This window comes from Caballeronia sp. LZ032 (assembly GCF_031451315.1).
In the GTDB taxonomy this organism is placed as follows: domain Bacteria; phylum Pseudomonadota; class Gammaproteobacteria; order Burkholderiales; family Burkholderiaceae; genus Caballeronia.
Window position 1 is genome coordinate 757,444 of the sequence record NZ_JARUXP010000002.1, and the last position, 24,089, is coordinate 781,532.

The window sequence follows — 24,089 nt, forward strand, 5'->3', positions numbered from 1 at the left end:
GACAAGGTTGGAAGGAGAGTCCGAATTCGTCGGATCATGCAGCCGGCGTCTGCCCGGGAAACACAGGCTCGCCGAGATTCAGCATCAGCCGGTTGGCCCACGCGAAGATGGCGATCGAATGGATGAGATCGAGAATCTCGGCATCAGAGAGACCGGCCTCGCGCAACGCGCGCAGATGGCTGGCTTCGATGTTGTCCGGATGCTCGGTCAACGCGGCCGAGAAGCGCGCAATCGCTTGTTCGCGGCTCGTCGTGCCGGCGCTGTGGGGATCGTCGAAAACCTGGCGGATGACGTCGTTGCGCTTGGCGAGCTGTTCGAAACGCTGCGCATGGACCGACGCGCAATACACACAGCCATTGATCCGCGATACCACGGTGGTCGACAGTTCCCGTTCCGCGCGAGGCAGGCCGCCGGGTGCGTACATGATCGCGTTGAACGCCGCGGAGCGCTGCCGCAGGATCTCCGGCTGATGCACCAGAAAGCGGTAGTAATCCGACTCCTTTGCCTTGGGGTGGCTCTCTTCGAGCACGGCGATCTGTTCCCCGGTCGCCTGGTCGAGGTTCACGACGTCGAGCCATGCGCGCCATCCCAGTGACTCGTTCGTGAAGCCGTTCGAACGGATGAAGTCGGTCATGCTGCGCGCTCCAGTTGTGCAAAGGCTTGCAGACCCGCGACGAGGCGCGTCTGATACGAGAGGAAGGCAATCAATTGCGCAAGCGCGACGACAGCGGGCGTCGTGAGTCCGGCAGCGGGCAGCGTCTGCAGGGCGGCCTCGTCGCCGGCGACCGGGTTCTCGATCAACGTGCGCGTGAACGCGAGGATTGCACGCAGGCGCGGCTCGGTCAGATCGTCAGGCGTGCCGCTTTCCACGGCGCTGAGCGTCGCTTGATCGATATCGTGCGCGGTCAGTTCGGCGCGGTAATGGGCGACAAGCGCCGGGGAGGGCGTGAGACGGCTTGCGTAGAGCGCGACGAGCAATCGTTCGACAAGCGTGAGGCCTTCGAGCGCGGGATCGAACAGCGCGTCGTAGCTGCCCTGAGTCGCGTCCACGACCTTCGCCCGCTGGTGCCGCAGCGCGTAAGTGCCTGAGTCGGGCGCGAGGCCAGCGACGCTATCGATCACGTCCTGATCAATGTCATGTGTCATGTTCAACTCCCGAAAGCCTGGTCGGCGAGTGCCGGCGGCGGTGGCGCGGGCGTCCACTCGGTCCCGTCAATTTCGGGCTCCGCGAACGTCTCCATGTTGGCGTAATGCAATTCGACATCCTCCCGATAGAACGTCGCCGCGAGCCCTTGGGCAAGCCGCTTGGCTCCGTCGCTCACGGCCGGGATGTCGCCTGAGAGCGCGCCGTGCGAGAGCGTCGCAGGCGCACAGAAGCAATGGATGCGTTCCAGGCCGGGGCATTCGCCCGCGGTCTTTTCCTGGAATTCGAAGACAGGTCCGAGATCCGGCGAATCAGCAAGCTCGATGTCATCGTCACCGGCGGGCGGCGCGTAGCGGTCTTTCCAGACGCGGACATGACGCGCGAACGGCGCGAACTCGGGACGGGCCGTCCAGTCGATGCGAAAGCCCGTGCCTAACAGGAGGAAGTCGAGCGCAAAGTCGCCTTTCGGCGTATGGACCTGCAACGCGTTCCCGGTCACTTCGACATCGGTGATCGGCGTACCGAGATTGAAGCGCGCGTTGGCGTGACCTGATACGCGCAGTGTGCTGCCGCGTGGCGGCGGCACCTGCTGCACGTTGATGTAATGGCGGATGCGCCACTTCCAGTCGTCGGGCAACACGACATGACCGTGCGTGAGGCCCGGATTGCCTGCGCCCTTGCCTTTGTTGATGCGGGGAATGTCCGTCCGGCGAATCAGCAGATCGACGGACGCTGCGCCCGCTTCGAGCGCGGTCGCCGCGCTGTCCATCGCCGATGCGCCCGCACCGATGACGCCCACGCGCTTGCCGCGCAGCGTGCCGTAGTCCAGCGCATCGGACGAATGGGCGTAGAAGCGGCGCGGCAGGTCGCGCACGAACGCGGGCACGGCGGGGCCGCCCAGTCCGTCGCGGCCCATCGCGAGGATGACATGGCGCGCGAAGACCGTCTCGTTGCCCGCGGCATTCGTGATGGAGAGCGCCACGCAACCGTCCTCGCGCGGCGTGATGGCGGTGATGCGGTGTTCATTGCGCACGTCGATGTCCAGCACATCGCGATACCAGCGCAGATAGTCCATCCATTGCAGGCGCGGGATCTTGTCGAGCGCGTCCCAGGCCTGCGTGCCGAACTGCGCTTCGAACCACGCGCGGAAGGTGAGCGACGGCAGGCCGAGCGCGGGACCGGTGAGTTGCTTCGGCGAGCGGAGGGTTTCCATGCGTGCCGTGGTCGCCCACGGGCCTTCGAAGCCGCGCGGCGATTGATCGTAGATGACGGCATCGATGCCGAGATGGCCCAGTGCCGCCGACACCGCGAGCCCGGCCATGCCGCCGCCGATGATGGCGACGTTGACGAGCGCGTGGCCGTCGACGGTCCGCTCAGGGATCCAGCGTTTCGCGGGCAATTCGAGCCAGGCGAGATCCTGGCGCAAGCGGGTTTCGAGCGCCGCGAGACCCGCGGTAGATGGAGTGCTCGGGTTCATCACAGCAAGTTTTCCTTCATGGCGGGCAGGTCGCCATAGAGCGACTGCAGGACCTGGGCGTGTTCGGTGCCCGCGCGCAGAGTGAAATCCGGGAGCAGGGTGCGGGCGGCATCGGCGAGCGCGTCGACGAGGTGTGCGGCTACGGGCGGCAGCGGGACTGCGTCGCGTGAGATCACGCCGAAGAAATACGGAATGTCGGCGTCGATCGGACGGATCGCGATGCCGGTCAGCGGTGTGCCATAGGCGGTGACCGGTTCGAGAACGGAGATGCCGAGGCCTGCGCGCACGGCGGTCAGCGCGTTCAGCGACGAATTCGTTTCGATCAATTCCGTGGGTTTGACTGACGCTTGCGCGAACGCGTGGTCGAGACGGCGGCGCAGGCGATACGGATTCTGCATCGTGACGATGGGGCGACCCTCGCAGGCCGAAAGGGGCAGGCGGTCGTGTAGCGCGAGGGGATCGTCGTCGCGCAGCGCCGCGACGCACGCGGATTGGCCGATCCAGTGCACGAGCACGCCGCGATGTTCGAGCGGCAGGCTGGCCACGCCGATATCGGCAGCACCGGTGAGCACGGCGTGCACCACCTGCTCCGGGGTCACGCTGCGTAACTGGATGTTGCGCGTGGCGTTGGCGGTCTGGACGTGGGCGAGCCCGAGCGGCACGAGGCCCGCGGCAAGTGCCGAGGTCGCGGCAATCCGCAAGGGACGGCTGTCGCCACGCGCGATTTCGTCAGAGCGTTTCTGGATTCCTTGCAGGCTTGCAAGGATGGATTCGACTTCATCGTAGAACTGGATGCCTTGTTCGGTTGGCGTGACGCGGGGGCCGTTGCGGGTGAACAGCGCGTAGCGTACGTCGGCCTCCAGAACCTGGATCAGACGGGTGATGGCAGGCTGCGAGCGGTTCAGCAGGCGACCAGCGGCGGTGATGCTGCCGGTGGTGACGACTGCGGCGAAGGCTTCGAGCTGGCGTAGGTCCATGCGGTGTATGGTCGCGAGGAGGATGTGGTTTTCACATTCTGGGGCGTCAATAATGCAAATTGCAAATAATTAATTGGAATATGGACATCAGGGGGAGGGGTGCTGGTTTCCGGTGGACGTGCGCAGCGCGGTTCGCCCTGGCCGCTCGTCAGCAAGGCACAGAGATCAGGGGAATGGCGATCGGTGATTGCTCAACCGAAGATGAGGCTTCGGTGGAATGGCTTAGTCGCAAGGCGGTCGCAAAAGACTGCAAACCTGGCTAGGCAGAAAGCAAATGATGTGCAGACGAACAGGGAAGTCCTTCTCATTTCGACTGCACGTTGCGTTAAGGCAAAGTGGCCGGGTTAGCTTCCCATTCCATACGGCGCCTTCTCTTGGTCGGAAGGGCGGCGACGTTATAGGAATCAGGGTCGGCGTAGCCGGGCGCAGCAGGCAGCAGGCGGCCATGAACGGCCGGACGCAACTGAAATCTGAGCGACCGGTTTCAGAAAAGAACCCGACGTTCAGGGGCAACCCTCTCCGCGACTTTGAAGGTGTTCCTCACCGCTTGAGCCGTAGGGCTGCATCGCCGTTACAAGGGGGCCATGTACAGTGGCCGCTTAACCGATTTGCGGTCTCGCCTAAGAATATATGCCGAGACCGGGAGCACGGTTATTCAGTGACGAGCGGCCCTGCATGATATTGCTCGTCGGTCACCGGCTCCATCCATTCGACATTCTTGCCGTCGAGCAATTCGGTTAGAGCAAGATGCGACATGGCGGTGGTCGCAGCCGCTCCGTGCCAGTGCCGCTTGCCGCACGAGCACGAGACGATGTCACCGGCGCGGATTTCCGTTCGGAGGCCGCCTTCACATTGAGTCCAGCCGACGCCATTGAGAACGAGGAGTGTTTGCCCGAGCGGGTGCGTATGCCAGTTGGTGCGTGCACCGGGTTCAAACGTCACGATGCCGCCGCCGAGACGCGCCGGTTCCTCAGCCTGGAAGAGGCTATCGATACGGACCGAGCCGGTAAACCAGCTTTAAGGGCCCTTGATTGACGGCTTCGTGCCGTTACGGACGATGGTCTGAGATGCTTTGGTCATGATTGCGCTCTTTCAGGTTATGGGGTGCCCGGGTCTCCCTCGGCGACTAGCCAGACCGCCATGTCAGAGGCCAAGTTTTCGCTCGCTCATCCATTTCACGATCGCCGGGTCGCGATGGGAGAAGAAGCTGCTCTTACCAGTCTCCAGCGTTGCGACTGCCTGCATGTCTCCCTCGGACAGCTCGAAGTCGAAGACAGCCAGGTTTTCCAGCATCCGTTCCTTCCGCACAGACTTCGCGAGGGCGACAATGCCGCGCTGAACCAGCCATCGCAGTACCACTTGCCCCACGGTCTTGCCGTGGCCCTGCGCAATCGCCACTAGTTGCTCGTTCTCGAACAGGTTGTTTCGTCCTTCGGCGAAGGGGGCCCAGGCCTCTGGCTGAACGCCGAGCCCGCGCATGAAATCGACGCTTTCAACTTGCTGATGGAAGGGATTGACTTCGATCTGGTTAACGGCTGGCGTCACCTCGTTGAAACACTTGATGTCCATGAGACGATCCGGCTGGAAGTTGCTCAGGCCGATCGCACGAAGCTTGCCGGCGCGATGCGCCTCCTCCATCGCTCGCCACGCGCCGTGAACGTCCGAGAACGGCTGGTGAATCAGGAACAGATCGAGGTAGTCCAGACCCAGACGCTTCAGCGACTTGTCGATGGCCGCCTGAGCACGTTCATAGCCAGCATCCTCGACCCACAGCTTGCTGGTGACGAAAAGCTGGTCGCGGGGGACCCCGCAACGCTTGAGGCCACGCCCGGTCGCCTCCTCGTTCTTATAGGACGCAGCGGTGTCGATGAGACGATAGCCTGCCTGCACCGCGTCCACGACGCAGCGTTCGCATTCCGTCTCGTCGGCGATCTGGAAGACACCGTAGCCGAGGATCGGCATCTTGATTCCGTTGCTGAGTGTCACGTCTTGCATGTTCGTTCCTTGCAGTTGAAAGTCGACGGCGGCATGAGGTCTGCTCAGGACGCGCCGGGTTCCCTGGTCAAGCCTGTCTTGTCGAGCCACTCGTTGACGAGATTCAGCGTTTTGCGCTCCTGGTCCGCCTCCATCACGAACGGGCTACGCATCTTCGCCAACGGCGCGAGGCTGGCGAGCACGGACAGGCCGTTGCCGAGGCCGTATCCACCATGTGTTACGAAAGGCGTGAGCGTTTTGCCCGTGAGATCGTGGGTCGCCAAAAACGAACGAACCACCGGTGGCGCCGTCTCTCCCCAGATCGGAAAGCCAAGGTAGACGGTGTCGTACGTGCCGATGTCCGTGAGACGAGCCGCCAGCGCCGGCGCGAAGCCACTGTCCCGCTCCTGTCGGGCCTGTTCGACGGTTGCGAGATACTCCTCGGGATACGGGTCGGCCGGTCGCATCTCGAACACGTCCGCCTCGAACGCTCGCTGCAACAGCCCGGCTACAACCCGCGTATTGCCGGAACGCGAAAAGTAGGCGACGAGAACTCGCGACCTCGTCTTGCGAACTGTGTTGCTGCCGCTGCCTATAGCCACTGCGGCGTTCCAAGGCAAGGCTGCGACCGCGGCCATAAGCACCCGGCGCTTACGCTCGTTGGAAGACATCATGTTGCCTTGTGTCAGCGACCAACGCGAGCCTTCAAGGAGGCCGGGTAGCGATCGCCATGTATTTCGACGTTCGCGAGCGCCTGGGCAATGTGCTGGAGGTCAGGCTCAGTCAGTTCGACCAATGCTGCGCCCAGATTCTCGTCCAGACGATGCAACTTCGTCGTGCCCGGAATCGGCACGATCCAGGGCCTTTGGACAAGCAGCCATGCGAGCGCGACCTGAGCCGGCGTCGCGCCCTTGCCCTTGGCGATCCCGCTGAGAGCGTCGACCAGTGCCTGGTTAGCTTCAAGCGCCTGACGAGTGAAACGAGGGACGATGCTACGGAAGTCGTCCTTGCCGAACGTCGCGCTCTTATCGATGGCGCCCGTAAGGAAGCCCTTGCCAAGCGGGCTGAACGGCACAAAACCGATGCCGAGTTCCTCCAGCGTGGGCAGAATTCTTTCTTCGGGCTCGCGCCACCACATCGAATATTCGCTCTGGAGAGCGGTCAGGGGCTGCACGGCATGCGCCCGGCGGATGGTCTGCTCGCCGGCTTCCGACAGGCCGAAGTGTTTCACCTTGCCCGCCTGGATGAGTTCCTTGACGGTGCCGGCGACATCCTCGATGGGCACGTCCGGGTCAACTCGGTGCTGATACAGCAAGTCGATCACGTCCGTCTTCAGGCGCTTAAGCATGCCATCGACCGCCCACCGGATATGATCCGGGCGGCTGTTGAGAATCTGCTGCTTGCCGTCGTCACCAAAGGTGAAGCCGAATTTGGTGGCGATGACAACCTGGTCTCGTACGGGCGCCAGCGCCTCTCCGACAACCTCCTCGTTAAGATACGGCCCGTAGACCTCGGCGGTATCAAAGAAGGTCACGCCTCGGTCAAAGGCCGCACGAATCAGCTCAACGGCTTTGGTTCGATCCGTGGCCGGCCCATAGCCGTGACTCAATCCCATGCACCCCAGGCCAATCGCCGAAACTTCGAGTCCCGAATGGCCGAGTTGTCGCTTGTCCAAGATGCGCTCCTTACAGTAGACGACGAGGGCCGTGGCCCGATGTTCGTTACTTTAGGCGCCGCAGTTTCAAGCGACTAGTCGATTATCCCTTGCACCAGTATCAACCCCAGATTGATACTGAGTAAGTGTGCGACGCTTCTGTCGTACTTCAGGAAAAGAATCGACCATGCCCACGAATGATTTCAAGGCCATCGCGACGTTCGCCAGAGCCGTCGAACTCGGCAGCATCCGCAAGGCCGCTCTGGCCCAGGGTGTCACCCCCCAGGCTGCCAGTCAGGCCATTGCGCAGTTGGAAGAGCATCTAGGAGTGCGCCTGTTGCATCGGACGACGCGCAGCCTCGCCTTAACCGAGGAGGGCCAACGCTTCCTGGAAAATACACAGCCCGCCCTGGCGGCACTGGACAGGGCTCTGGCCTTGGCGCGGGAGTCCAAGGATGAGATCGCGGGGCCGTTGCGGATCGTCGGGCCGAAATCGTCGTTCGCCGCCATCCTCATGCCTCTGCTCGACGAGTTCTGCCGGGAGTACCCTGGCATCGAGCCGGACGTCCAGCTCGATGACGGTATCGGCAACTGGGTGCTGGACCGCGTAGATGTCGGCTTCAGGATCGGTGCGTCGCCCAGCGAGGGTGTGATCGGTCGGCAACTCTTCCCGATCCAGATGATCGTGTGCGCGGCGCCCGCCTACCTGAAAGCGTACGGCGCGCCATCGATACTCGATGATCTGGCGGCACATCGCTGCAGTGTGTTCCGGCATCCGGTCACTGGCAAGGTGGCGCCCTGGTATTTGACCGTGGACGGTAAGCTCGAACACCGGCAATTGTCCCCCGCATTCGCGACGAACGATTCGGAGCTCGAATTACAAGCCGTGCTTGCGGGGCAGGTCATCGGTCAGCTCGCGAGCTTCTCGGCAGCGGCCCACATCCGGGCTGGCCGACTGAAGCCAGTTCTCTTGCGGCATATGAGCGCGCATATCGGTTTGCACGTGTACTACGGAAGCCGGGCTGCTCAACCCAAGCGAGTACGAGCCTTCCTGGACCTCGCTTTTGCTCGCCTGCTTGATTGCCGAGAATACCTGCTCACTGAGAAAGAGCTAGCCCAATTCAGGTCGCGATCGAAGCGATACAGCCGCATTGGGTAGTGCCCTGGTTCTTCAACAATAAATTCAGCAGTCTCAAATCGAATGGCTGCGACCGGCTGTGAAGCCATCGTTCATGAGCAGTCAGTGTTCGATCCCGTCAAGGTGTTTCGGGTTGGATTTCACTCCGAGGATTGAGGCCAGCCGACTGTTTTTTTCCACGTCGGTTGCACGCGTCAGCCCATGTGTCGACGCGTCAGTACGCGCGTATTGTTCATCGTTGGGTCGCGTCGATCGGACTCGACAACCGTGCGTACGACACGCACACGATGCGACGAACGAAAGCATCATTGATCTATTGCCGCACAAAGAACCTGCGCGCCGTCCGGTTGCTGTAGCCCAACATCCGTAGCGAGTCATCCAACGGACCCTTCCGCCTCATATGCGACCGAACAAGCGCGCGGCGTGAGCCCGGATGAGATCGCCACTGCCTGGGTGATGGCGAAAGGCGTGCTGCCGATCATCGGACCACGAAGCGTCGAACAATTGCGCATGAATCTTGCCGCCGCCGACATCGCACTTTCCGCCGAGGACGTCGCGCACCTCGATGCCGTGAGCCAGCCCCCGCCGATCTTCCCGCATTCGATGCTGCATACCGAGGAGTACCGGCAGAGAATCACCGGCGGGAAGCTCGATGATTTCGTTCGGCCGGACAAACCGGTTGCATGGCCTTGTCCGGGGTCGAAGCCCGCGTACAGTCATTCGAATGACCGTTGATCTTCGGAGCGAGGCAGCGGCACAGAAGTTCTGGCGCTGCCGGCACTAGCCGGCAGTCACGAGCATGGAGCCTCTGCCCGCACGCAGCATCGTGTCGGTATCCCGATCAGAACCGATGCCGCAGCCCCAGCGTGACCGACGCACTGTCGTCATTGCCCGCGAACGGGCCATTGAACGTGCCGCTGACCTTGCTGTATGCGCCGGCCAGATACACGTCGGTCCGCTTCGACAGGAAGTAGTCGCCGGTCAGGAACGTCGATAGCTTGTTGCCGCCTTCGCCGTTCGCGTTGACATGGCGGCCGAGGTCGTAAATGGCGGCCGCCTTGACTTGCACCGACGACGTCGCCTGCCACGTCGCACCGAACTGGAACACGTTGTCCGTGCGCGCCTGACTGCTCACGCCGATGTTCGTATTGCCCGGATTCGTGTAGAGCTGCGAATACGTGCCGTAAGTGGGCGAGAAGTCCTGACCGCTGGTCGGCGTGAAGCCGCCGTCGCGGCGCGTGTAGAGGTAGTAGGCCTGCCACGTCACCGGTCCCGTCACGACGAACGCGCCCGCGCCGAGATTCGACTGCTTGTTGCCGACGAGATCCTTCGCCTGCTGCGCAGTCAGGCCTGCGGAGAACACGTTGCCCGTATAGTTGAGCCCGGCTGCATACGTGGACCCGTGCGACACGCTGCCCGCCTGGCCGCCGAACGAGTAGGCCGCGTTGATCTTCCACTGATCGAGGGTGAGCGTGTACTTCGCCGTGTTGTCCATGCGCGAGCCGGCCAGCAACTGAACCCACACGTCGCTGGCGGCGGAATTGGCCCAGCCGATGACATCGTATGGCAGCAGCGTTTCGAACGGTACGCTGTATTGACGGCCCAACGTCAATTGACCATAGCTGCTCTTGATGCCGACATACGCCTGCCGTCCGAACTCGCGGTTGCCTTGCAGCGAGACCCCCGTCCCCGGATTGAAGCCCGCCTCGATGCGGAAAATCGCGGACAGTCCGCCGCCCAGGTCTTCCGTGCCGAACAAGCCCCAACGCGAGCCGTTGAAGAAGCCCGGTCCGAGCGCCACGGAACTGCCGCTGGACAGCGCGCGACCGTTCGCGGCCGTCGCGCCGACCTGGTTGTTCTGCCACGAGATCGCGGTATCGATCAGGCCGTACAGCGTGACGCTGCTTTGCGCGTGTGCGGCGCAGGTGAAAGCGAGCAGAGCGGCTGCAGCGCATGCGTTCTTCATCTTGCAAGTCTCCGGTTTATTTTGATTAGGGTGGCGAAATAGTGGTTGCATGAAGCGGCATCCGTGCGGATACCGCTGCATTCATTCAGCCGATGAGCCGTCCCACCGCATCGCGATACTCATCGACGAGTCGGGCCACGACTTCCGCCGCGCCCGGCAGATCGTGGATCAGACCCGCCGACTGGCCTAGCTCCACCTTGCCGCGTTCGATATCGCCATCGAGCGCGGCTTGTTTGAGCGTGCTGCTTTTGAAGAGCGTGTCGTAGGCGGCATCGTCGGGTTCGTGGGTGTCGGCGTGCAGGACATCGGCGGCGAACTGGTTCTTCGTCATGCGCACCGGCAGCTGACGCACGCCCACCAGCGCGGTCTGATCGATTTCGGTTTCCAGCACGGCGCGCTTGTAGTTCTCATGCACGCCGGCTTCCCGCGTGGCGATGAAGCGCGTGCCGAGCTGTACCGCATCCGCGCCGAGCGCGAGCAGCGCCGCGATGCCGTAGCCGTCCGCCACGCCGCCGCCCGCGACGATCGGCACGCTGAACTCCTGTGCCGCGCGCCGCACCGCGATCAGCGTGCTGACGCCGTTTGCGGGCGGATGACCGCCTGCTTCCGCGCCGACGACGACCAGCGCATCGACGCCTGCGGAGGCGGCCTTGCGCGCATGTTCCATCGTCGAGACGACATGAATCCAGCGCGTGCCGACGCGCCTGAAGCGCTCCAGATGCGCTTTCGGTCCGCCCTGCGAGGCGAACACCACCGGCACGCGCTCTTCCTCGATGACATCGAGAAACAGCGCCGCTTCGGGGCGATACAGCGGCAGGTTCACGCCGAACGTCGCGCCGTGGGTGGCGGCCTTGACCTCGCGCACGGCCTGGCGAAAGGCATCGAGATACATCGGTCCCGCCGCGATCACGCCGAGGCCGCCCGCGTTGCTGACGGCGGCAGGCAGCGCCGCATTCGACGACGCCCAGCTCATGCCGGCCTGGATGATCGGATAGCGAATGTTCAGCATGCGGGTGAGTCGGGTCGGTGTCATCGTGCGATCCTCCAAATTCCTGTTCTAAAAACTCAGTTCCGGGTCGTCAGCAGGCGCGCCGGAATGCCGATCAGCAAGGTGACGCCGCCCACAAGAATCAGGCAGCCGGCGAACTGGATGCCGAGCGTGAGACTGCCCGACACCGACTTCACATAGCCGATCATGCTCGGGCCGACCAGCCCGCCCAGCGATCCGATACTGCTCACCAGCGCGATCCCCGCCGCCGCGCTCGTCGAGCCGAGATAGGTCGATGGAATGGTCCAGAACACGGACAGGCTCGACAGATGGCCCGATGTCGCGATGGCGAGCAGCAGCACGGAGAACATCAGGTCGCCGCGTGCGAAGGGCAGGGCGATGAGGCTGGCGGCCGCGCACATCAGCGGCACGGCGGCGTGCCAGCGGCGTTCGCGGACGCGGTCGGAATGGCGGCTGACGATGACCATCGTCACGATGCCGGCGATCGCCGGAATGGCGGCGAGCAGGCCGACGTGCAGCGCATCGCGCACGCCGGTGGCCTGGATCACCATCGGCGCGAAGAAGGCGATCGTGCTGGCGAGCACATAGGCGCAGAACGACACCAGCCCCGCGATATACACGCGCCAGTCGCTCAGGGCGGCGAGCATGCCGCCGTGTCCATGCGTGGCGCGCACCCGACGTTCGGCGGACAGCGCGCTGACCAGGCTTGCCTTCTCTTCAGCCGTCAGCCATGCAGCGGATTCAGGCTTGTCTTCCAGCCGGAAATACACGACGACGCCGAGCAGAATCGCAGGCAAGCCTTCGAGCAGGAACATCCACTGCCAGCCCGCGAGGCCATGGAACTGGTGGAAGCTGCGCATGATCCAGCCGGACAGCGGCGCGCCGATCATCGTTGCAACGGGAATGGCGATGAACGACAAGGCCGTCACGCGCGCGCGCCGCTCCGCCGGAAACCAGTAGCTCAGGTACAGGATGATGCCGGGAAAGAAGCCCGCTTCGGCTACGCCCAGCAACATGCGCGCGATGTAGAACTCCCACGGCGTGCGCACCAACATCGTCGCGGCGGAGACGGCGCCCCACAGCACCATGATGCGCAAAAGCGTGCGGCGCGCGCCCATCTTCGCGAGCAGCAGATTGCTCGGCACCTCGAACAGCAGAAAGCCGACGAAGAACAGTCCCGCGCCGATGCCGTACACCAGATCGCTGAACTGCAGGTCGGCCTTGAACTGAATCTGCGCGATGCCGATATTCACGCGGTCGATGTAATTGATGATGTAGCACACGAACAGCAGCGGCAAAATGCGCCGGCTGATCTTGCGATACGTCGCTTCGCTGACGGCTTCTTCCGGGCGTGCAAGCCCGACGGCGCCGGATGCGTACGTCGTCATTGTCTCTTCCTTGGTGGATGGCTTCTTCAGCTTGCGTCGACACGCGGACGGCCGCAGCCGTCCGCCTTGCAATCACGCGAGCTTGAACTCACGGATCGCGTAGTCGCGCAGTTTGTTTTTTTGCACCTTCGAACTTCCCGTCATGCCGATGTCGTCGAACGACTGCACCACCCGCAGATAGCGCGGCACCTTGAAGTTCGCGCAGCGCGCCTTGCACCACGCGATCAACTCTTCACTCGATGCCTCGGCATCCGCCCGCAACACGACGAATGCGGCGGCCACTTCGCCGAGACGCGCATCGGGTACGCCGACCACTTGCGCGAGCTGCACGGCGGGATGGCCGAACAGCGTCTCTTCCACTTCGGCAGGCGCGACATTCTCGCCGCCGACGCGGAACACGTCCTTCAGGCGGCCGAGCATGCGCATGCGGCCATCGGCATCGATCACGCCGAGATCGCCGGTGCGCAGCCAGCCGTCTTCGCTGAACGCCTTCGCGGTTTCCTGCGGCTTGTTGTAGTAGCCCTTCATCACGCTCCAGCCGCGCACCTGGATTTCGCCGGGCGCGTTGGCGGGCTGCACTTCACCCGTTTCCGTCGATACCGTGCGAATCTCGATGCCCGCATGCGGCGACGCCCAGCCCGCGACGCGAGTCTCGAGCGGATCGCGCCAGTCGTTGAGGACCACGTTCGGCGACGCTTCCGATTGCCCGTATGCGCCGACCATGTGCTTCACGCCCATGACGTCGTGAATCTTCTGCATGATCTCGGGACCCGCCGCCGCCCAGCCGCCGCGCAAGTGGATGCGTTCGCGCCGGAATTCGGGGTGGCTCATCATCATCAGAAAGATGGTGTCGTTGCCCGAGGTGAGCGTGCAGCGTTCTTCATCGAGGATGTCGAGCACCTTCGGCACGTCGAACGACGGCACCGACAGCAGGCACGCGCCCGATACCAGCGATACGAGCAGCGACATCGTCGTGCCCGCCACGTGAAAGAACGGGCGCACGCTGAAATAGCGGTCGTCCGGCTGCACGCCGATGCGCTGCGCCGAGGCTGCCGCGTTCATCAGCATGTTGCGATGCCGGAGCAGCACGCCCTTCGGGAACGAGGTCGTGCCGGACGTGTACTGGATCAGCAGCGTGTCTTCGGGCGAGACTTCGTTCGCGCGCCTGGTGGCTTCGGCGCGCGTCTCCGGCGTGTCGGCCAGCGCTTCGAAACGTTCGACGCCGGCGGGCAAAGCGCGTTCCGTCTTGCCGACCAGCACGGCGCGGCGCAACAGCGGCAGCACGTCGCCGGGCAGGTGTGCATCGAAGGCCGGTTCGACGTCGCGCAGCAGCTGTGAGTAGTCGATGTTGAGGAACGTATCGACGTAGAACAGCACGCGCACGTCGCCCTGTTTCAGACAGTAGTTCAGCTCGTCGAGCTTGAAGCGCGTATTGACCGGAACCGTCACCGCGCCGATGGACGCCGCCGCATAGAACAGCACGACCCAGTCTATGGAATTGCCCATCAGAATGCCGACGTGCTCGCCATGCTGCACGCCCGCTGCGATCATTCGCGCGGCGGCGCTTTGCACGCGTTCCGCCAGGGCGCCGTAAGCAATACGCTCACCGTCGATGACGAGCGCTTCGGCATCCGGTGTCGCGGCGGCGCGCGCGGCGAGGATCGCGGGCAGCGTGACCGGTTGTGTCAGGCCGAAGCGTTCGGCATAGGCCAGGTAATCGTCATGCATGGCGCGCTCCGCTGCTGTCATGTTTGTCGTCGGCATCGTTGCGCTGGCCGAAGCCCGAGATCGACTGCTTCCAGTCGGAGTTTTGCAGCACCGTGTCGATAGCGAGAATCTCGATGGCAAGCGCGCCCGCCGGGTCGGTCTCCACGCCACGGTCGATGCAATCGCGCGTCAGCTGCATCGCGAGCGGCGGGGCATCGGCGATATCGCGGGCCATCTGGCGGACAAGCTTCACCGCTTCGCCGGCGGGCACGATACGCGACACGAGACCGGCGTGCAGCGCTTCGTCGGCGCTCAGGGTGCGGCCCGTATAGGCCATGTCCTTCGCGAGCCGCTTGCCGATCACGCGCGGCAGACGCTGCGTCGCGCCGACGGTGCCCCACAGCGCTTCCGGCGTGCGAAAGCTCGTCTTCTCCGTTCCGACGATGAAATCGCATGCCATCGCAATCTCGCCGCCCGAGCCGACCGCCGGCCCTTCGACCAGCGCAATGCACGGCTTGCCGATCTTCTCGAGCGCATCGTAAGCGGCGAAGGCCTTGAGGCGGCGGGCGCGCACATCGTCGATATTCATGCCCTTGCGTTCCTTCAGGTCCGCGCCCGCGCAGAACACCGGGCCGTTGGCGCGCACGATCACGCAGCGGATCGAGTCGTCGGCGCGCAGGCGCACCGCGGCGGCGCGCAATTCGTCGCACATCAGTGCGTTGAGCGCGTTGCGCTGCTCCGGCCGGTTGAGAATGATCTCGGCCACGCCGTCCAGGCGCTCGACGATCAGCGTTTGGTCATCTGTCATGGTTTCCCCTTGATGCTTGATTCCGTACCGCGCGCGCCACGCTCAGATGGCGCCGTCGCGGCGCAGCGCTGCAATGTGCTGTGCGTCGTAGCCGAGCCGTTCGCGCAGGACCTGTTCCGTATGTTCGCCGAGCAAAGGCGGGCGGACCACTTCGGGATCGGCGAAGCCATCGAACTTGAAGGGCAGCGGCAATGCGCCGAAGGTGCCGATGGTGGGATGCTCGAACTCGCTCACCATGCCGCGCGCCTTCACGTGCGGGTCGGAGAGCACTTCCGCGACGTCCTTGATGGGACCGGCGGGCACGCCTTCGGCGTCGCACGCATCGCACAAGGCCTGACGTGTCCAGCCCGCAATGGCTTGCGTGAGCGCCGCCATCACGCGTTCGCGATGCTCCACGCGCCCCGCGTTGGTCGACAGCAAGGGATCGCCGGCAAGTGCATCGAGCTTCAGCAGTTTGCAGAGCGGCAGCCAGTGCTGGTCGCTGCACGTAATATGCACGAACGCGCCGTCGCTGCATGCGAAAGTCGCGGAGGGCACGCGGCCCGGATGTTCCGTGCCAAGACGCGGCGGCACTTCGCCCAGCGCGAAGAAGCGGCCCGCCGCGAGCGTGAGCAGGCTGACTTGTCCATCGAGCATCGAAAAGTCGATGTGGCAGCCCTTGCCCGTCATCGCGCGGCCATTCAGCGCCGACAGCAAGCCGATGGCGATCCACATGCCCGACGTCAGATCCGCGATCGGCAGGCCGGGCTTGACCGGACCGCCGCCGCGCTCGCCGGTCAGGCTCATGATGCCGCCCATCGCCTGGAACACGGTGTCGTAGCCCTTGCGCTTCGCATACGGACCGGTCTGGCCGAAGCCGGTACACGACACGTAGACGAGGCGTTCATTATCCGCGCGCAGCGTCTGGTGATCGAGACCGTAGCGCGCCAGCGTGCCCACCGGGAAATTCTCGATGAGGATGTCGGCGTTCTGCGCGAGTTCGCGGACGATGCGCCGTCCCGCTTCGGTCTTGAGATTGGCCGTCACGGACTGCTTGCCGCGGTTGCACGCGAAGTAATACGCGGATTCGTCGCCCACTTGCGGCTCGAAACTGCGGGTTTCATCGCCCGTTCCCGGCTGCTCGATCTTGATGACGGTCGCGCCCAGTTCGGCCAGGATCATGTCCGCGAACGGGCACGCGAGCACGCGCGCGAGTTCGATGACCGTGACGCCTGCGAGCGGTTTGACTTGAGCGTCGGTCATTGGTCGTTTGCGCGTTGCTTGCGGAAGCTGCGCATCATGAGATTTGTATCGAGCGATGCATCGAGCGCCTGTTGCAGCGGCAAATCCGCGACGCGATGGAACAGGCGCTTGGTCGCGGCCATGGCGGGGGCATCGAAGGCGGCGAGGCGTTCGGCGATGCCCACGGCGGTGTCGAGCATGTCCTCGTCAGCGACGACGCGGTTGGCGAGGCCCAGCGCAAGCGCGCGTTGCGCATCGGCGGCTTCGCCCAGCGATACCAGTTCGAACGCCGTCTTGCGTCCGGCCTGGCGCACGAGATTGGCCATCACGATGGCGGCCACGATGCCGTGTTTCAGCTCGGGATAGCCGAGCTTGAGGCTTTCGCCCGCGACGAGCATGTCGCAGGCGAGCGCGAGACCGGCGCCGCCGCCCATCGCATGACCGTGCGCCGCGCCAATTACCGGCTTCGACATCTGCGAGAACACGCGATGCAGATTCGTCGTCAAATGCGCGCGTTCGAGCGCGGCTTGGGCGGCGCTGGCTGCATCGTCGTTGCCGGACTGGACGAAGCCGCCGAATTCCTTGACATCGGCGCCGGCGCAGAACGCCTTGCCCGCGCCCGTCAGGACGATGGCCTTCACCGCGGGATCGCGCTCGGCGGCTTGCAGTGCGGCGAGCAGCGCGTGCGTGAGTTCGTTGTTGAGCGCGTTGCGCTTGTCGGGGCGATTCATCGTCAGGACGCGCACGGCGGCGCGGTCTTCGATGAGGAGGCTGTCAGAGGTGGTCATGAGTAGTCGAGTCGAAGCGATGGTGCAAAGAGTAAGGCCGATGCGTGATTAAGTCAAACAAATATCCGTGATGAAAACAACTAATTCGAGCGCAATTGGGTCGGTGTAAACCCGCTATTTGAGTCTGTTCAGGTCTTTTTTTCTGGCATACGGTGACACTCACATCGCAAATAAACGTTGCAAATAGAAGTGTTTAGGCCTGTTTTGCGAGGCGCTGAACGACTTGCGGACTTGTCAGAAATACTCGGCCATATAGTTGACATTGCATCACAACAATGTTTTGATTCGCTTGACAGTCAACCTCTTGCGCAAGCACCGCCAACCATGCCCGACCTGACTCTGTGTGAATGCTTCGCCCGCGACGGGCTTCAGCACGAGACCGAATTCATCCCGACGCCGGAGAAAGCCGCGCTGATCGACCGCTTCGCGCGTGCCGGCTTTGCGCGCGTGGAAGCCACGTCGTATTCGAACCCGGCAGTCGTTCCGCAGTTCGCCGATGCCACCGAGCTCCTGTGCACGCTGCCGCGCCTGGACGGCGTCTTCTACAAGGCGACCTGCGCGAACCTGCGCGCCGTCGAACGCGCGCTGGCGGATCTGGATGCGGGCATCGGCGCCAATGAAATCAGCCTGCTCGTATCCGCGAGCGAAGCGCACTCGCAGCGCAACCTCAAGCAGTCGCGCGCGGATCAGTGGAAGCGCATCGAAGCGATGGCCGCCGCCGCGAAGGGCCGCTTCCGCCTCATCGGGACCATTTCTGTTGCGTTCGGCTGCCCGTTCGAAGGCGAGATCAGTGAAGCGAGCGTGCTCGCGGATGTCGAACGCTTCGCCGCACTCGGCGTGCATCACGTGACGCTCGGCGACACCATCGGCGTGGCGACGCAGGCCAGCACCCAGCGCCTGTTCCGCGCGATGCTGCAAGCGTTTCCGGGCGTGCATGCCATCGCGCATTTCCACGACACGCGCGGCACCGGCATCGTCAATTATCTGGCGGCGCTCGAAGCCGGCGTGCGTCATTTCGACGTCGCGTTCGGCGGCACGGGCGGGCATCCCGCGAAAGTGAAGTACGGCGGCGGTGTGACCGGCAATGTCTGCACGGAAGATTTCGTGAACGTGCTGGAAACGATGGGCGTCGTGACCGGCATCGATCTGGACGCGATGATGCAAGCGTCGGAGGCTTGCGAAACGGCGCTCGGGCGGCAACTTGCGAGCCGCGTCGCACGCACCGGACTCAACCCGATGCTCATGCGCGCCAAAGCGCTCGCCGCATGAACGCGCCCGCGACGCTTCCGCCGCTCTTGCTCGAATCCGAGTTCTGCATCGAGCAAGGATTCGAGCTGGTCGATTACGGCGACGGCTGGAGCACGCTCGCCTGCACTGTGCAGCCGCGCCACACCAACCGCCACGGCAACGCGCACGGCGGCCTGCTGGCCGCGCTGCTCGATACCGCGATGGGACTCGCCACGCGCGCCAGCGGGCGCGTCCAGAATCTCGGCACGGCGAGCCTCACCGTGAACTACCTGAAGCCTGCATCAGGACGCATTGCCGTGCATGCGCAACTGCGCCGCAGCGGCCGCACGCTCGCATTCTGCGAAGCCGAGGCGCGCAACGCCGACGATGACGTCGTCGCCACGGCAAGCGCCGTGTTCGCTGTCTCACCGAACGCCCAATAATCCAGGAGAAGCAAATTCATGTACGAAGACGTTCAACTCTTTATCGATGGCGAATGGAAAGCGGGCGCAGCGGGCCGCACCATCGACGTGGTGAATCCGGCGACCGAGGAAACGATCGGCCGCGTGGCGCATGCGGAAACCGCGGACCTCGATGCCGCGGTCGCCGCCGCGCAAGCGGGCTTCGCTACGTGGAAGCGCATGAACGCCTACGAGCGCGCGAACATCATGCGCCGCGCGGCGAATCTGCTGCGTGAACGTGCCGATGGCATCGCACGCATCATGACGTTGGAGCAAGGCAAGCCGCTCGCCGAAGCGAAGGGTGAAGCGATGTCCGCCGCCGATCTGATCGACTGGTTCGCCGATGAAGGACGCCGCGCGTATGGACGCATGGTGCCGTCGCGGATTCCGGGTTCGTATCAGCTGGTGATCAAGGAGCCGGTCGGTCCGGTCGCTGCATTCTCGCCGTGGAATTTCCCGATCAATCAGGTGGTGCGCAAGCTCTCGGCGGCGCTGGCGGCGGGCTGCTCGATCATCGTGAAAGCGCCGGAAGAAACGCCCGCCGCACCGGCCGCGCTGATTCGCGCGTTCGCGGATGCAGGCGTGCCGCGTGGCGTCATCAATCTCGTGTATGGCGTGCCGGCGGAGATCAGCGAATACCTGGTGCCGCATCCGGCCATCCGCAAGATCTCGTTCACCGGTTCGACACCGGTCGGCAAGCATCTCGCCGAACTGGCCGGACGTCACATGAAGAAAGCGACGATGGAACTCGGCGGCCACGGTCCCGTGCTCATTTGCGATGACGCCGATATCGACACCGCCGCCGCGCAACTCGGCGCATTCAAGCTGCGCAACGCGGGTCAGGTGTGCACGTCGCCGACGCGTTTCATGGTGGCGCGCGCCGTGTTCGAACCGTTCCTCGACAAGCTGATGACCGCGATGAACAAGGTCCGCGTAGGCGACGGTCTCGAAGACGGCGTGACGATGGGGCCGCTCGCCAACGAACGCCGGGTGCGCGCGCTGCAAGGGCTGGTCGATGACGCCGTTTCCGGTGGCGGCGAACTGCGCATGGGCGGCAAGCGCATCGGCGAGCGCGGGTATTTCTTCGAGCCGACGGTGCTCGCCAACGTGCCGCAAGGCGCCCGCATCATGCGCGAAGAGCCGTTCGGTCCGATCGCGGTCGTCAACGCGTTCGATTCGCTCGACGACATGATCACCGAGGCCAACCGCCTGCCGTACGGCTTGTGCGCGTTTGCCTATACGCGGTCGGCCCGGCAGGCGCATCGCATTGCGGCTGAAGTCGAGACCGGCATGCTGACGATCAACCAGATCGCCATCGCGTTTCCGGAAGTGCCGTTCGGCGGCGTGAAGGACAGCGGCTACGGCACGGAAGGCGGCGCGGAAGCCATCGATGCCTACCTCAACCTGAAGTACATCTCGCAACTCGACATCTGAAACCTGCCTGGCGCGACTGGTCCAAGGCAAGCGCGCCTTCAAATACAAAACAAATTGACGGAGACGAAGCAATGGATCTTGAACAGCAGGTCATGAAACGCGTCATGTTCCGCTTGATGCCGGTCCTGATCATTTGCTATCTGATCTCGTATATCGACCGCAGCAATCTCGCGGTCGCCGCACTCGCGATGAACCGCGAACTCGGTCTGTCGCCGACGGATTACGGCTTTGCTGCCGGTATTTTCTTTCTCGGCTATGTGATCTGCGAGATTCCGTCGAACATCTTCCTGTCGAAGCTGGGCGCGCGGCTGTGGATCTCGCGGATCATGCTGACGTGGGGTCTCTTGTCCGGCGCGATGGCCTTCGCGGTCGGCGCGAAATCGCTGTTCACACTGCGCGTGCTGCTCGGCATTGCGGAAGCGGGGCTGTTTCCGGGGCTGATCTACTACATCTCGTTCTGGTTTCCGTCCACTTATCGTGCGCGGGCGTTCGGCTATTTTCTCGTCGCCATTCCGTTGTCCATCGTGATCGGCGCGCCGGTGTCGGCATCGATCCTGTATATGGACGGCGTGGGCGGCCTGTCGGGCTGGCAGTGGGTGTTCGTCATCGAAGCAGCGCCTGCCGTGTTCTTCGCGTTCTTCTGCTTCTTCTTTCTCACCGATACCCCCGCGCAAGCCACATGGCTCGATGAACCCGAACGCAAGTGGCTGATCGCACGTCTTGCACGCGATGTCGAGCATGTCGAATCGCACGGACGCGGCGAGATCATGGCGGCGTTCGTGCATCCGCGCGTATGGCTGCTGAGTCTGATCAATGTGGCGCTGATTGCCTGCAGTTACGGCTGCGTGTTCTTCCTGCCGCTGATCGTGTCGGAGTTCGGCTTCAGCAAGATGCAGACGGGTCTGATCACCGCGCTGCCGTTCCTGGCGGGCGCCATTTCGATGATCGTCTGGGGCCGCAAGTCGGACCGCGCAGGCGAACGCAAGCTGCATCTGATCCTGCCGCTGCTGGTGGCGGTCGCGGGCTTTGCCATCGCCGCGGAGTCGGATACGGTCACGCTCAAGATGATCGGGCTGGGACTCGCCGCGTGCGGCACGTTCGCTTCGCTGCCGCCGTTCTGGTCGCTGCCGCCGATGTTCCTCAAAGGCACCGGCGCGGCGGCGGGCATCGCGATGATCAACACCATCGGCAGCCTGGCGGGCTTCGGCGCGCCGTATCTGATGGGCTACGTCAAACAGCATACGGGCAGCTATGCACTCGGGCTGATGATCATCGGCGCAAGCGCGCTGAGTGCCGCCGTGCTTGCGCTGCGCATCCGTTCCGATGAATTGGCGGTGAGCCGCGCTGCGCAGTTCGATCGCTAAAAAACAGTCACTCAACCAGCACACCCCAAATGGACGCATTCGACTATGTCATCGTGGGCGGCGGGTCCGCCGGATGCACGATCACCGCACGCCTCGTGCAGGCGGGAAAGCGCGTGGCGCTGATCGAATCGGGACCGCCCGACAATCATCCGTTCATCCATATTCCGGCGACCTTTTTCAAGGTGCACGGTACGAATCGCATGTGGATGTACAAGACTGCGCGGCAAGGCAACGTGAACGATCGCGAAATGTACATCCCGCAGGGACGCACGCTCGGCGGCGGCAGTTCGGTCAACGCGATGATCTACATTCGCGGCCAGCACGAAGACTTCGACGACTGGGAAGCGCTCGGCGCGCGCGGCTGGGGCTGGCGCGACGTGCTGCCGTTCTTCGTGAAGAGCGAAGGCAATGCGCGGCTCAAAGGCCCGCTGCACGGCACGTCCGGCCCGCTCAAGGTCAACGATGCGCGTCACGTTCATCCGTTCACGCGCGCCTTCGTCGAGGCGGCGGTTCAGGCAGGCGTGCCGCTCACCGATGACTTCAACGGCGAGCGTCAGGAAGGCGCCGGCCTGTTTCAGACGACCACGTTCGATGGCCGTCGCGGCAGCAGCGCGGCAACCTATCTGAGGATGGTGAAGCACGATGCGCGCTTGCGTCTCGTCACCGGCGCGGACGTGCTCAAGGTGCTGTGCGAAGGACGGCGCGCAACGGGCGTACTCGTACGGCACGCGAACGGCGAAACCGAGCAGTTGATGTGCCGCGAGGAAGTGATCGTGTGCGCGGGCGGCGCCGCTTCGCCCCGGTTGCTGATGCATTCGGGCATCGGGCCGGCGGCGCATCTGCGTGAATTCGGGATTCCCGTCGTGCATGATCTGCGCGGCGTCGGCGAAAACTTCCAGGATCATCTGACCGCGCCGGTCTACGGCCGTGCGCGTCATCCGCATAGCGTGCTGGGGCATGACCGGGGTTATCGCGCGCTGCGGCATGGATTGCAATACGTGCTCACGCGTTCGGGCCTGCTGAGTTCAAACGTGATCGAGAGCGGCGCGTTCATCGATACCAGCGGCAGCGGCCGTCCCGACATCCAGATCCATACGACGCCCACGCTCGTCGGCGACGTCGACAGGAAGCCGCTGGAAGGGCACGGCATCACCATCGGACCGTGTGTCGTGCGGCCGAAGTCACGCGGCACGGTGCGGCTCGTGTCGAAGGATCCGCTCGCGCCCGCCAGGCTCGATCCGCGCTTCTTCAGTCACCCGGATGACATGGAGACGATGATTCGCGGCGTGCGCATCAGCCGCAAGATCCTGCGTGCGCCTGCGTTGCGTGAGGTGATCGCGGAAGAGCTGTTGCCGGGCGCGGCCGATGAAATCAGCGATGCGCGCATCGAAGAACATGTTCGTACGGTGTGCAAGACCGTGTTCCATCCGGCAGGCAGTTGCCGCATGGGTACCGATGAACTGGCCGTCGTCGATCCGCACTTGCGCGTACATGGCGTGAGCGGTTTGCGGGTGGCGGATGCATCGGTGATGCCTGCGCTCGTCAGTGGCAACACCAACGCGACGGCGATCATGATCGGCGAACGCTGCGCCGATTTCATCCTCAACGCGCCACGCATCGAACCCGCCGTGCACGCCGCCGACGTGCTTGCCGCTTCTGCTAAAATGCGTGACGATGTCATGTAAAGCGGATCTTGACCGGTGGAGGTGAACGTGGGGGCGACTGTTCGTAAGGCGAAGGGACAAGCAGCGGGGCAGGCTGCGGGACGAGCCGTTGCAGAAGAGCACGATGCATCCGCGTTGCGCGATTTGCGCGACCTCGTCTCGTTTCAGTTGCGTCAGTTGAGCAACATCTACACGAAGGGTTCATCGAGCGAATACGAGCGCAACTTCGGGCTGACGATGAACGAATGGCGCTGCATTGCCCTGTTGCACGGCAAGCGCGGCATGTCGATGAACCGGCTTGCGGAGCATGCGCAATTCGATCGCGGGCTCGCGAGCCGCACCGTGCGCGGTCTCGAAGAACGCGGCCTGCTCGCGCGCGAGGCCGATGTCACCGATGGCCGCGGCGTCGTCATTACACTGACGGCGGAAGGGCGGGCGCTGGTGTCGAAGGTGTTTCCGATCGCCGAGGAGCGCAATGCGCGGCTGCTGTCCTGCCTCACGCGTTCAGAGCGCGAGATGTTGCCGAACGTTCTGCTGAAGCTCACCCATCAGGCGCGCGTGATGCTCGAACAAGAGCGTGAGGAAGCGCAGGCACACACGACTTCGGACGCTGCCGGCGCGTCGGATGAGAAAAGGCATCGGAACGTCACTGATTTGAATCAGTGGTAGTCGCCGCACTCAGCATCCC

Annotated in this window: 22 protein-coding genes and 2 pseudogenes; 9 read left to right on the forward strand and 15 right to left on the reverse strand. The window is 63.7% G+C overall.

Annotated features, from left to right (window positions below; all coding sequences use genetic code 11):
• Positions 1-34 precede the first annotated feature (34 nt).
• The 8 genes and pseudogenes from QCE69_RS18990 to QCE69_RS19025 all read right to left on the reverse strand — a co-directional run bounded on the left by QCE69_RS18990 (position 35) and on the right by QCE69_RS19025 (position 7,247).
• Positions 35-634 (reverse strand): peroxidase-related enzyme, encoded by a 600-nt coding sequence (locus tag QCE69_RS18990; protein ID WP_309932261.1) that lies wholly within the window; start codon positions 632-634, stop codon positions 35-37.
• Positions 631-1,146 (reverse strand): CMD domain protein, encoded by a 516-nt coding sequence (locus QCE69_RS18995; RefSeq protein WP_309932262.1) that lies wholly within the window; start codon positions 1,144-1,146, stop codon positions 631-633. The genes QCE69_RS18990 and QCE69_RS18995 overlap by 4 nt, the downstream gene beginning before the upstream one ends.
• 2 nt (positions 1,147-1,148) lie before the next feature.
• Complete coding sequence (locus QCE69_RS19000) at positions 1,149-2,621, reverse strand: NAD(P)/FAD-dependent oxidoreductase (protein WP_309932264.1); 1,473 nt, start codon at positions 2,619-2,621, stop codon at positions 1,149-1,151.
• The gene (locus QCE69_RS19005; protein WP_309932266.1) at positions 2,621-3,598 is read right to left on the reverse strand and encodes a LysR family transcriptional regulator; all 978 of its coding nucleotides are present in this window, start codon (positions 3,596-3,598) and stop codon (positions 2,621-2,623) included. Before QCE69_RS19005 ends, QCE69_RS19000 begins: the two co-directional genes overlap by 1 nt.
• Positions 3,599-4,249: 651 nt before the next feature.
• Positions 4,250-4,678: pseudogene (locus QCE69_RS19010) on the reverse strand (cupin domain-containing protein).
• A 63-nt stretch (positions 4,679-4,741) separates the two neighbouring features.
• Positions 4,742-5,593: an aldo/keto reductase gene (locus QCE69_RS19015; RefSeq protein WP_309932267.1), complete on the reverse strand. Its 852-nt coding sequence runs from the start codon at positions 5,591-5,593 to the stop codon at positions 4,742-4,744.
• A gap of 44 nt (positions 5,594-5,637) precedes the next feature.
• On the reverse strand, positions 5,638-6,246 hold the full coding sequence (locus QCE69_RS19020) for a flavodoxin (RefSeq protein WP_309932269.1): 609 nt from the start codon (positions 6,244-6,246) through the stop codon (positions 5,638-5,640).
• Between the two features lie 11 nt (positions 6,247-6,257).
• Positions 6,258-7,247, reverse strand: a complete 990-nt coding sequence (locus QCE69_RS19025) for an aldo/keto reductase (RefSeq protein WP_309932270.1) — start codon at positions 7,245-7,247, stop codon at positions 6,258-6,260.
• Positions 7,248-7,413: 166 nt separating this feature from the next.
• On the opposite strand from QCE69_RS19025, the gene QCE69_RS19030 reads away from it, so the two are divergent.
• From QCE69_RS19030 to QCE69_RS19040, 3 genes and pseudogenes are all read left to right on the forward strand, one after another.
• Positions 7,414-8,385 (forward strand): LysR family transcriptional regulator, encoded by a 972-nt coding sequence (locus tag QCE69_RS19030; protein WP_309921608.1) that lies wholly within the window; start codon positions 7,414-7,416, stop codon positions 8,383-8,385.
• Positions 8,386-8,480: 95 nt separating this feature from the next.
• A pseudogene (locus QCE69_RS19035) lies at positions 8,481-8,720 on the forward strand (integrase); the annotation flags it as partial.
• Positions 8,721-8,787: 67 nt separating this feature from the next.
• On the forward strand, positions 8,788-9,099 hold the full coding sequence (locus tag QCE69_RS19040; protein WP_309932271.1) for an aldo/keto reductase: 312 nt from the start codon (positions 8,788-8,790) through the stop codon (positions 9,097-9,099).
• Positions 9,100-9,205: 106 nt separating this feature from the next.
• On the opposite strand, the gene QCE69_RS19045 is transcribed toward QCE69_RS19040, so the two are convergent.
• The 7 genes from QCE69_RS19045 to QCE69_RS19075 form a co-directional block, all read right to left on the reverse strand.
• On the reverse strand, positions 9,206-10,330 hold the full coding sequence (locus QCE69_RS19045; protein ID WP_309921613.1) for a porin: 1,125 nt from the start codon (positions 10,328-10,330) through the stop codon (positions 9,206-9,208).
• A gap of 85 nt (positions 10,331-10,415) precedes the next feature.
• Positions 10,416-11,363: a nitronate monooxygenase gene (locus QCE69_RS19050; RefSeq protein ID WP_309921616.1), complete on the reverse strand. Its 948-nt coding sequence runs from the start codon at positions 11,361-11,363 to the stop codon at positions 10,416-10,418.
• A gap of 32 nt (positions 11,364-11,395) precedes the next feature.
• Positions 11,396-12,727, reverse strand: coding sequence for an MFS transporter (locus tag QCE69_RS19055; RefSeq protein ID WP_309932273.1), 1,332 nt, complete (start codon positions 12,725-12,727; stop codon positions 11,396-11,398).
• 72 nt (positions 12,728-12,799) lie between these two features.
• Positions 12,800-14,455 (reverse strand): AMP-binding protein, encoded by a 1,656-nt coding sequence (locus QCE69_RS19060; RefSeq protein WP_309932275.1) that lies wholly within the window; start codon positions 14,453-14,455, stop codon positions 12,800-12,802.
• A complete protein-coding gene (locus QCE69_RS19065; RefSeq protein ID WP_309921625.1) occupies positions 14,448-15,242 on the reverse strand; it encodes an enoyl-CoA hydratase/isomerase family protein in 795 nt (264 codons plus the stop codon). The genes QCE69_RS19060 and QCE69_RS19065 overlap by 8 nt, the downstream gene beginning before the upstream one ends.
• Before the next feature lie 42 nt (positions 15,243-15,284).
• Positions 15,285-16,484 (reverse strand): CaiB/BaiF CoA-transferase family protein, encoded by a 1,200-nt coding sequence (locus QCE69_RS19070; protein ID WP_309921627.1) that lies wholly within the window; start codon positions 16,482-16,484, stop codon positions 15,285-15,287.
• Entirely contained in the window at positions 16,481-17,251 is a 771-nt protein-coding gene (locus QCE69_RS19075) for an enoyl-CoA hydratase-related protein (protein WP_309932277.1), read from the reverse strand. Before QCE69_RS19075 ends, QCE69_RS19070 begins: the two co-directional genes overlap by 4 nt.
• 324 nt (positions 17,252-17,575) lie before the next feature.
• On the opposite strand from QCE69_RS19075, the gene QCE69_RS19080 reads away from it, so the two are divergent.
• The 6 genes from QCE69_RS19080 to QCE69_RS19105 all read left to right on the forward strand — a co-directional run bounded on the left by QCE69_RS19080 (position 17,576) and on the right by QCE69_RS19105 (position 24,070).
• Positions 17,576-18,520, forward strand: a complete 945-nt coding sequence (locus tag QCE69_RS19080; RefSeq protein WP_309932279.1) for a hydroxymethylglutaryl-CoA lyase — start codon at positions 17,576-17,578, stop codon at positions 18,518-18,520.
• Complete coding sequence (locus QCE69_RS19085; protein ID WP_309921636.1) at positions 18,517-18,921, forward strand: PaaI family thioesterase; 405 nt, start codon at positions 18,517-18,519, stop codon at positions 18,919-18,921. The genes QCE69_RS19080 and QCE69_RS19085 overlap by 4 nt, the downstream gene beginning before the upstream one ends.
• Positions 18,922-18,939: 18 nt before the next feature.
• Entirely contained in the window at positions 18,940-20,373 is a 1,434-nt protein-coding gene (locus QCE69_RS19090) for an NAD-dependent succinate-semialdehyde dehydrogenase (protein ID WP_309932281.1), read from the forward strand.
• A gap of 71 nt (positions 20,374-20,444) precedes the next feature.
• Positions 20,445-21,737, forward strand: coding sequence for an MFS transporter (locus tag QCE69_RS19095; protein WP_309921641.1), 1,293 nt, complete (start codon positions 20,445-20,447; stop codon positions 21,735-21,737).
• A 29-nt stretch (positions 21,738-21,766) separates the two neighbouring features.
• Positions 21,767-23,422, forward strand: a complete 1,656-nt coding sequence (locus QCE69_RS19100; RefSeq protein WP_309932282.1) for a GMC family oxidoreductase N-terminal domain-containing protein — start codon at positions 21,767-21,769, stop codon at positions 23,420-23,422.
• 27 nt (positions 23,423-23,449) lie between these two features.
• Positions 23,450-24,070: a MarR family transcriptional regulator gene (locus tag QCE69_RS19105; RefSeq protein ID WP_309932283.1), complete on the forward strand. Its 621-nt coding sequence runs from the start codon at positions 23,450-23,452 to the stop codon at positions 24,068-24,070.
• The last annotated feature ends 19 nt before the right edge of the window (positions 24,071-24,089 follow it).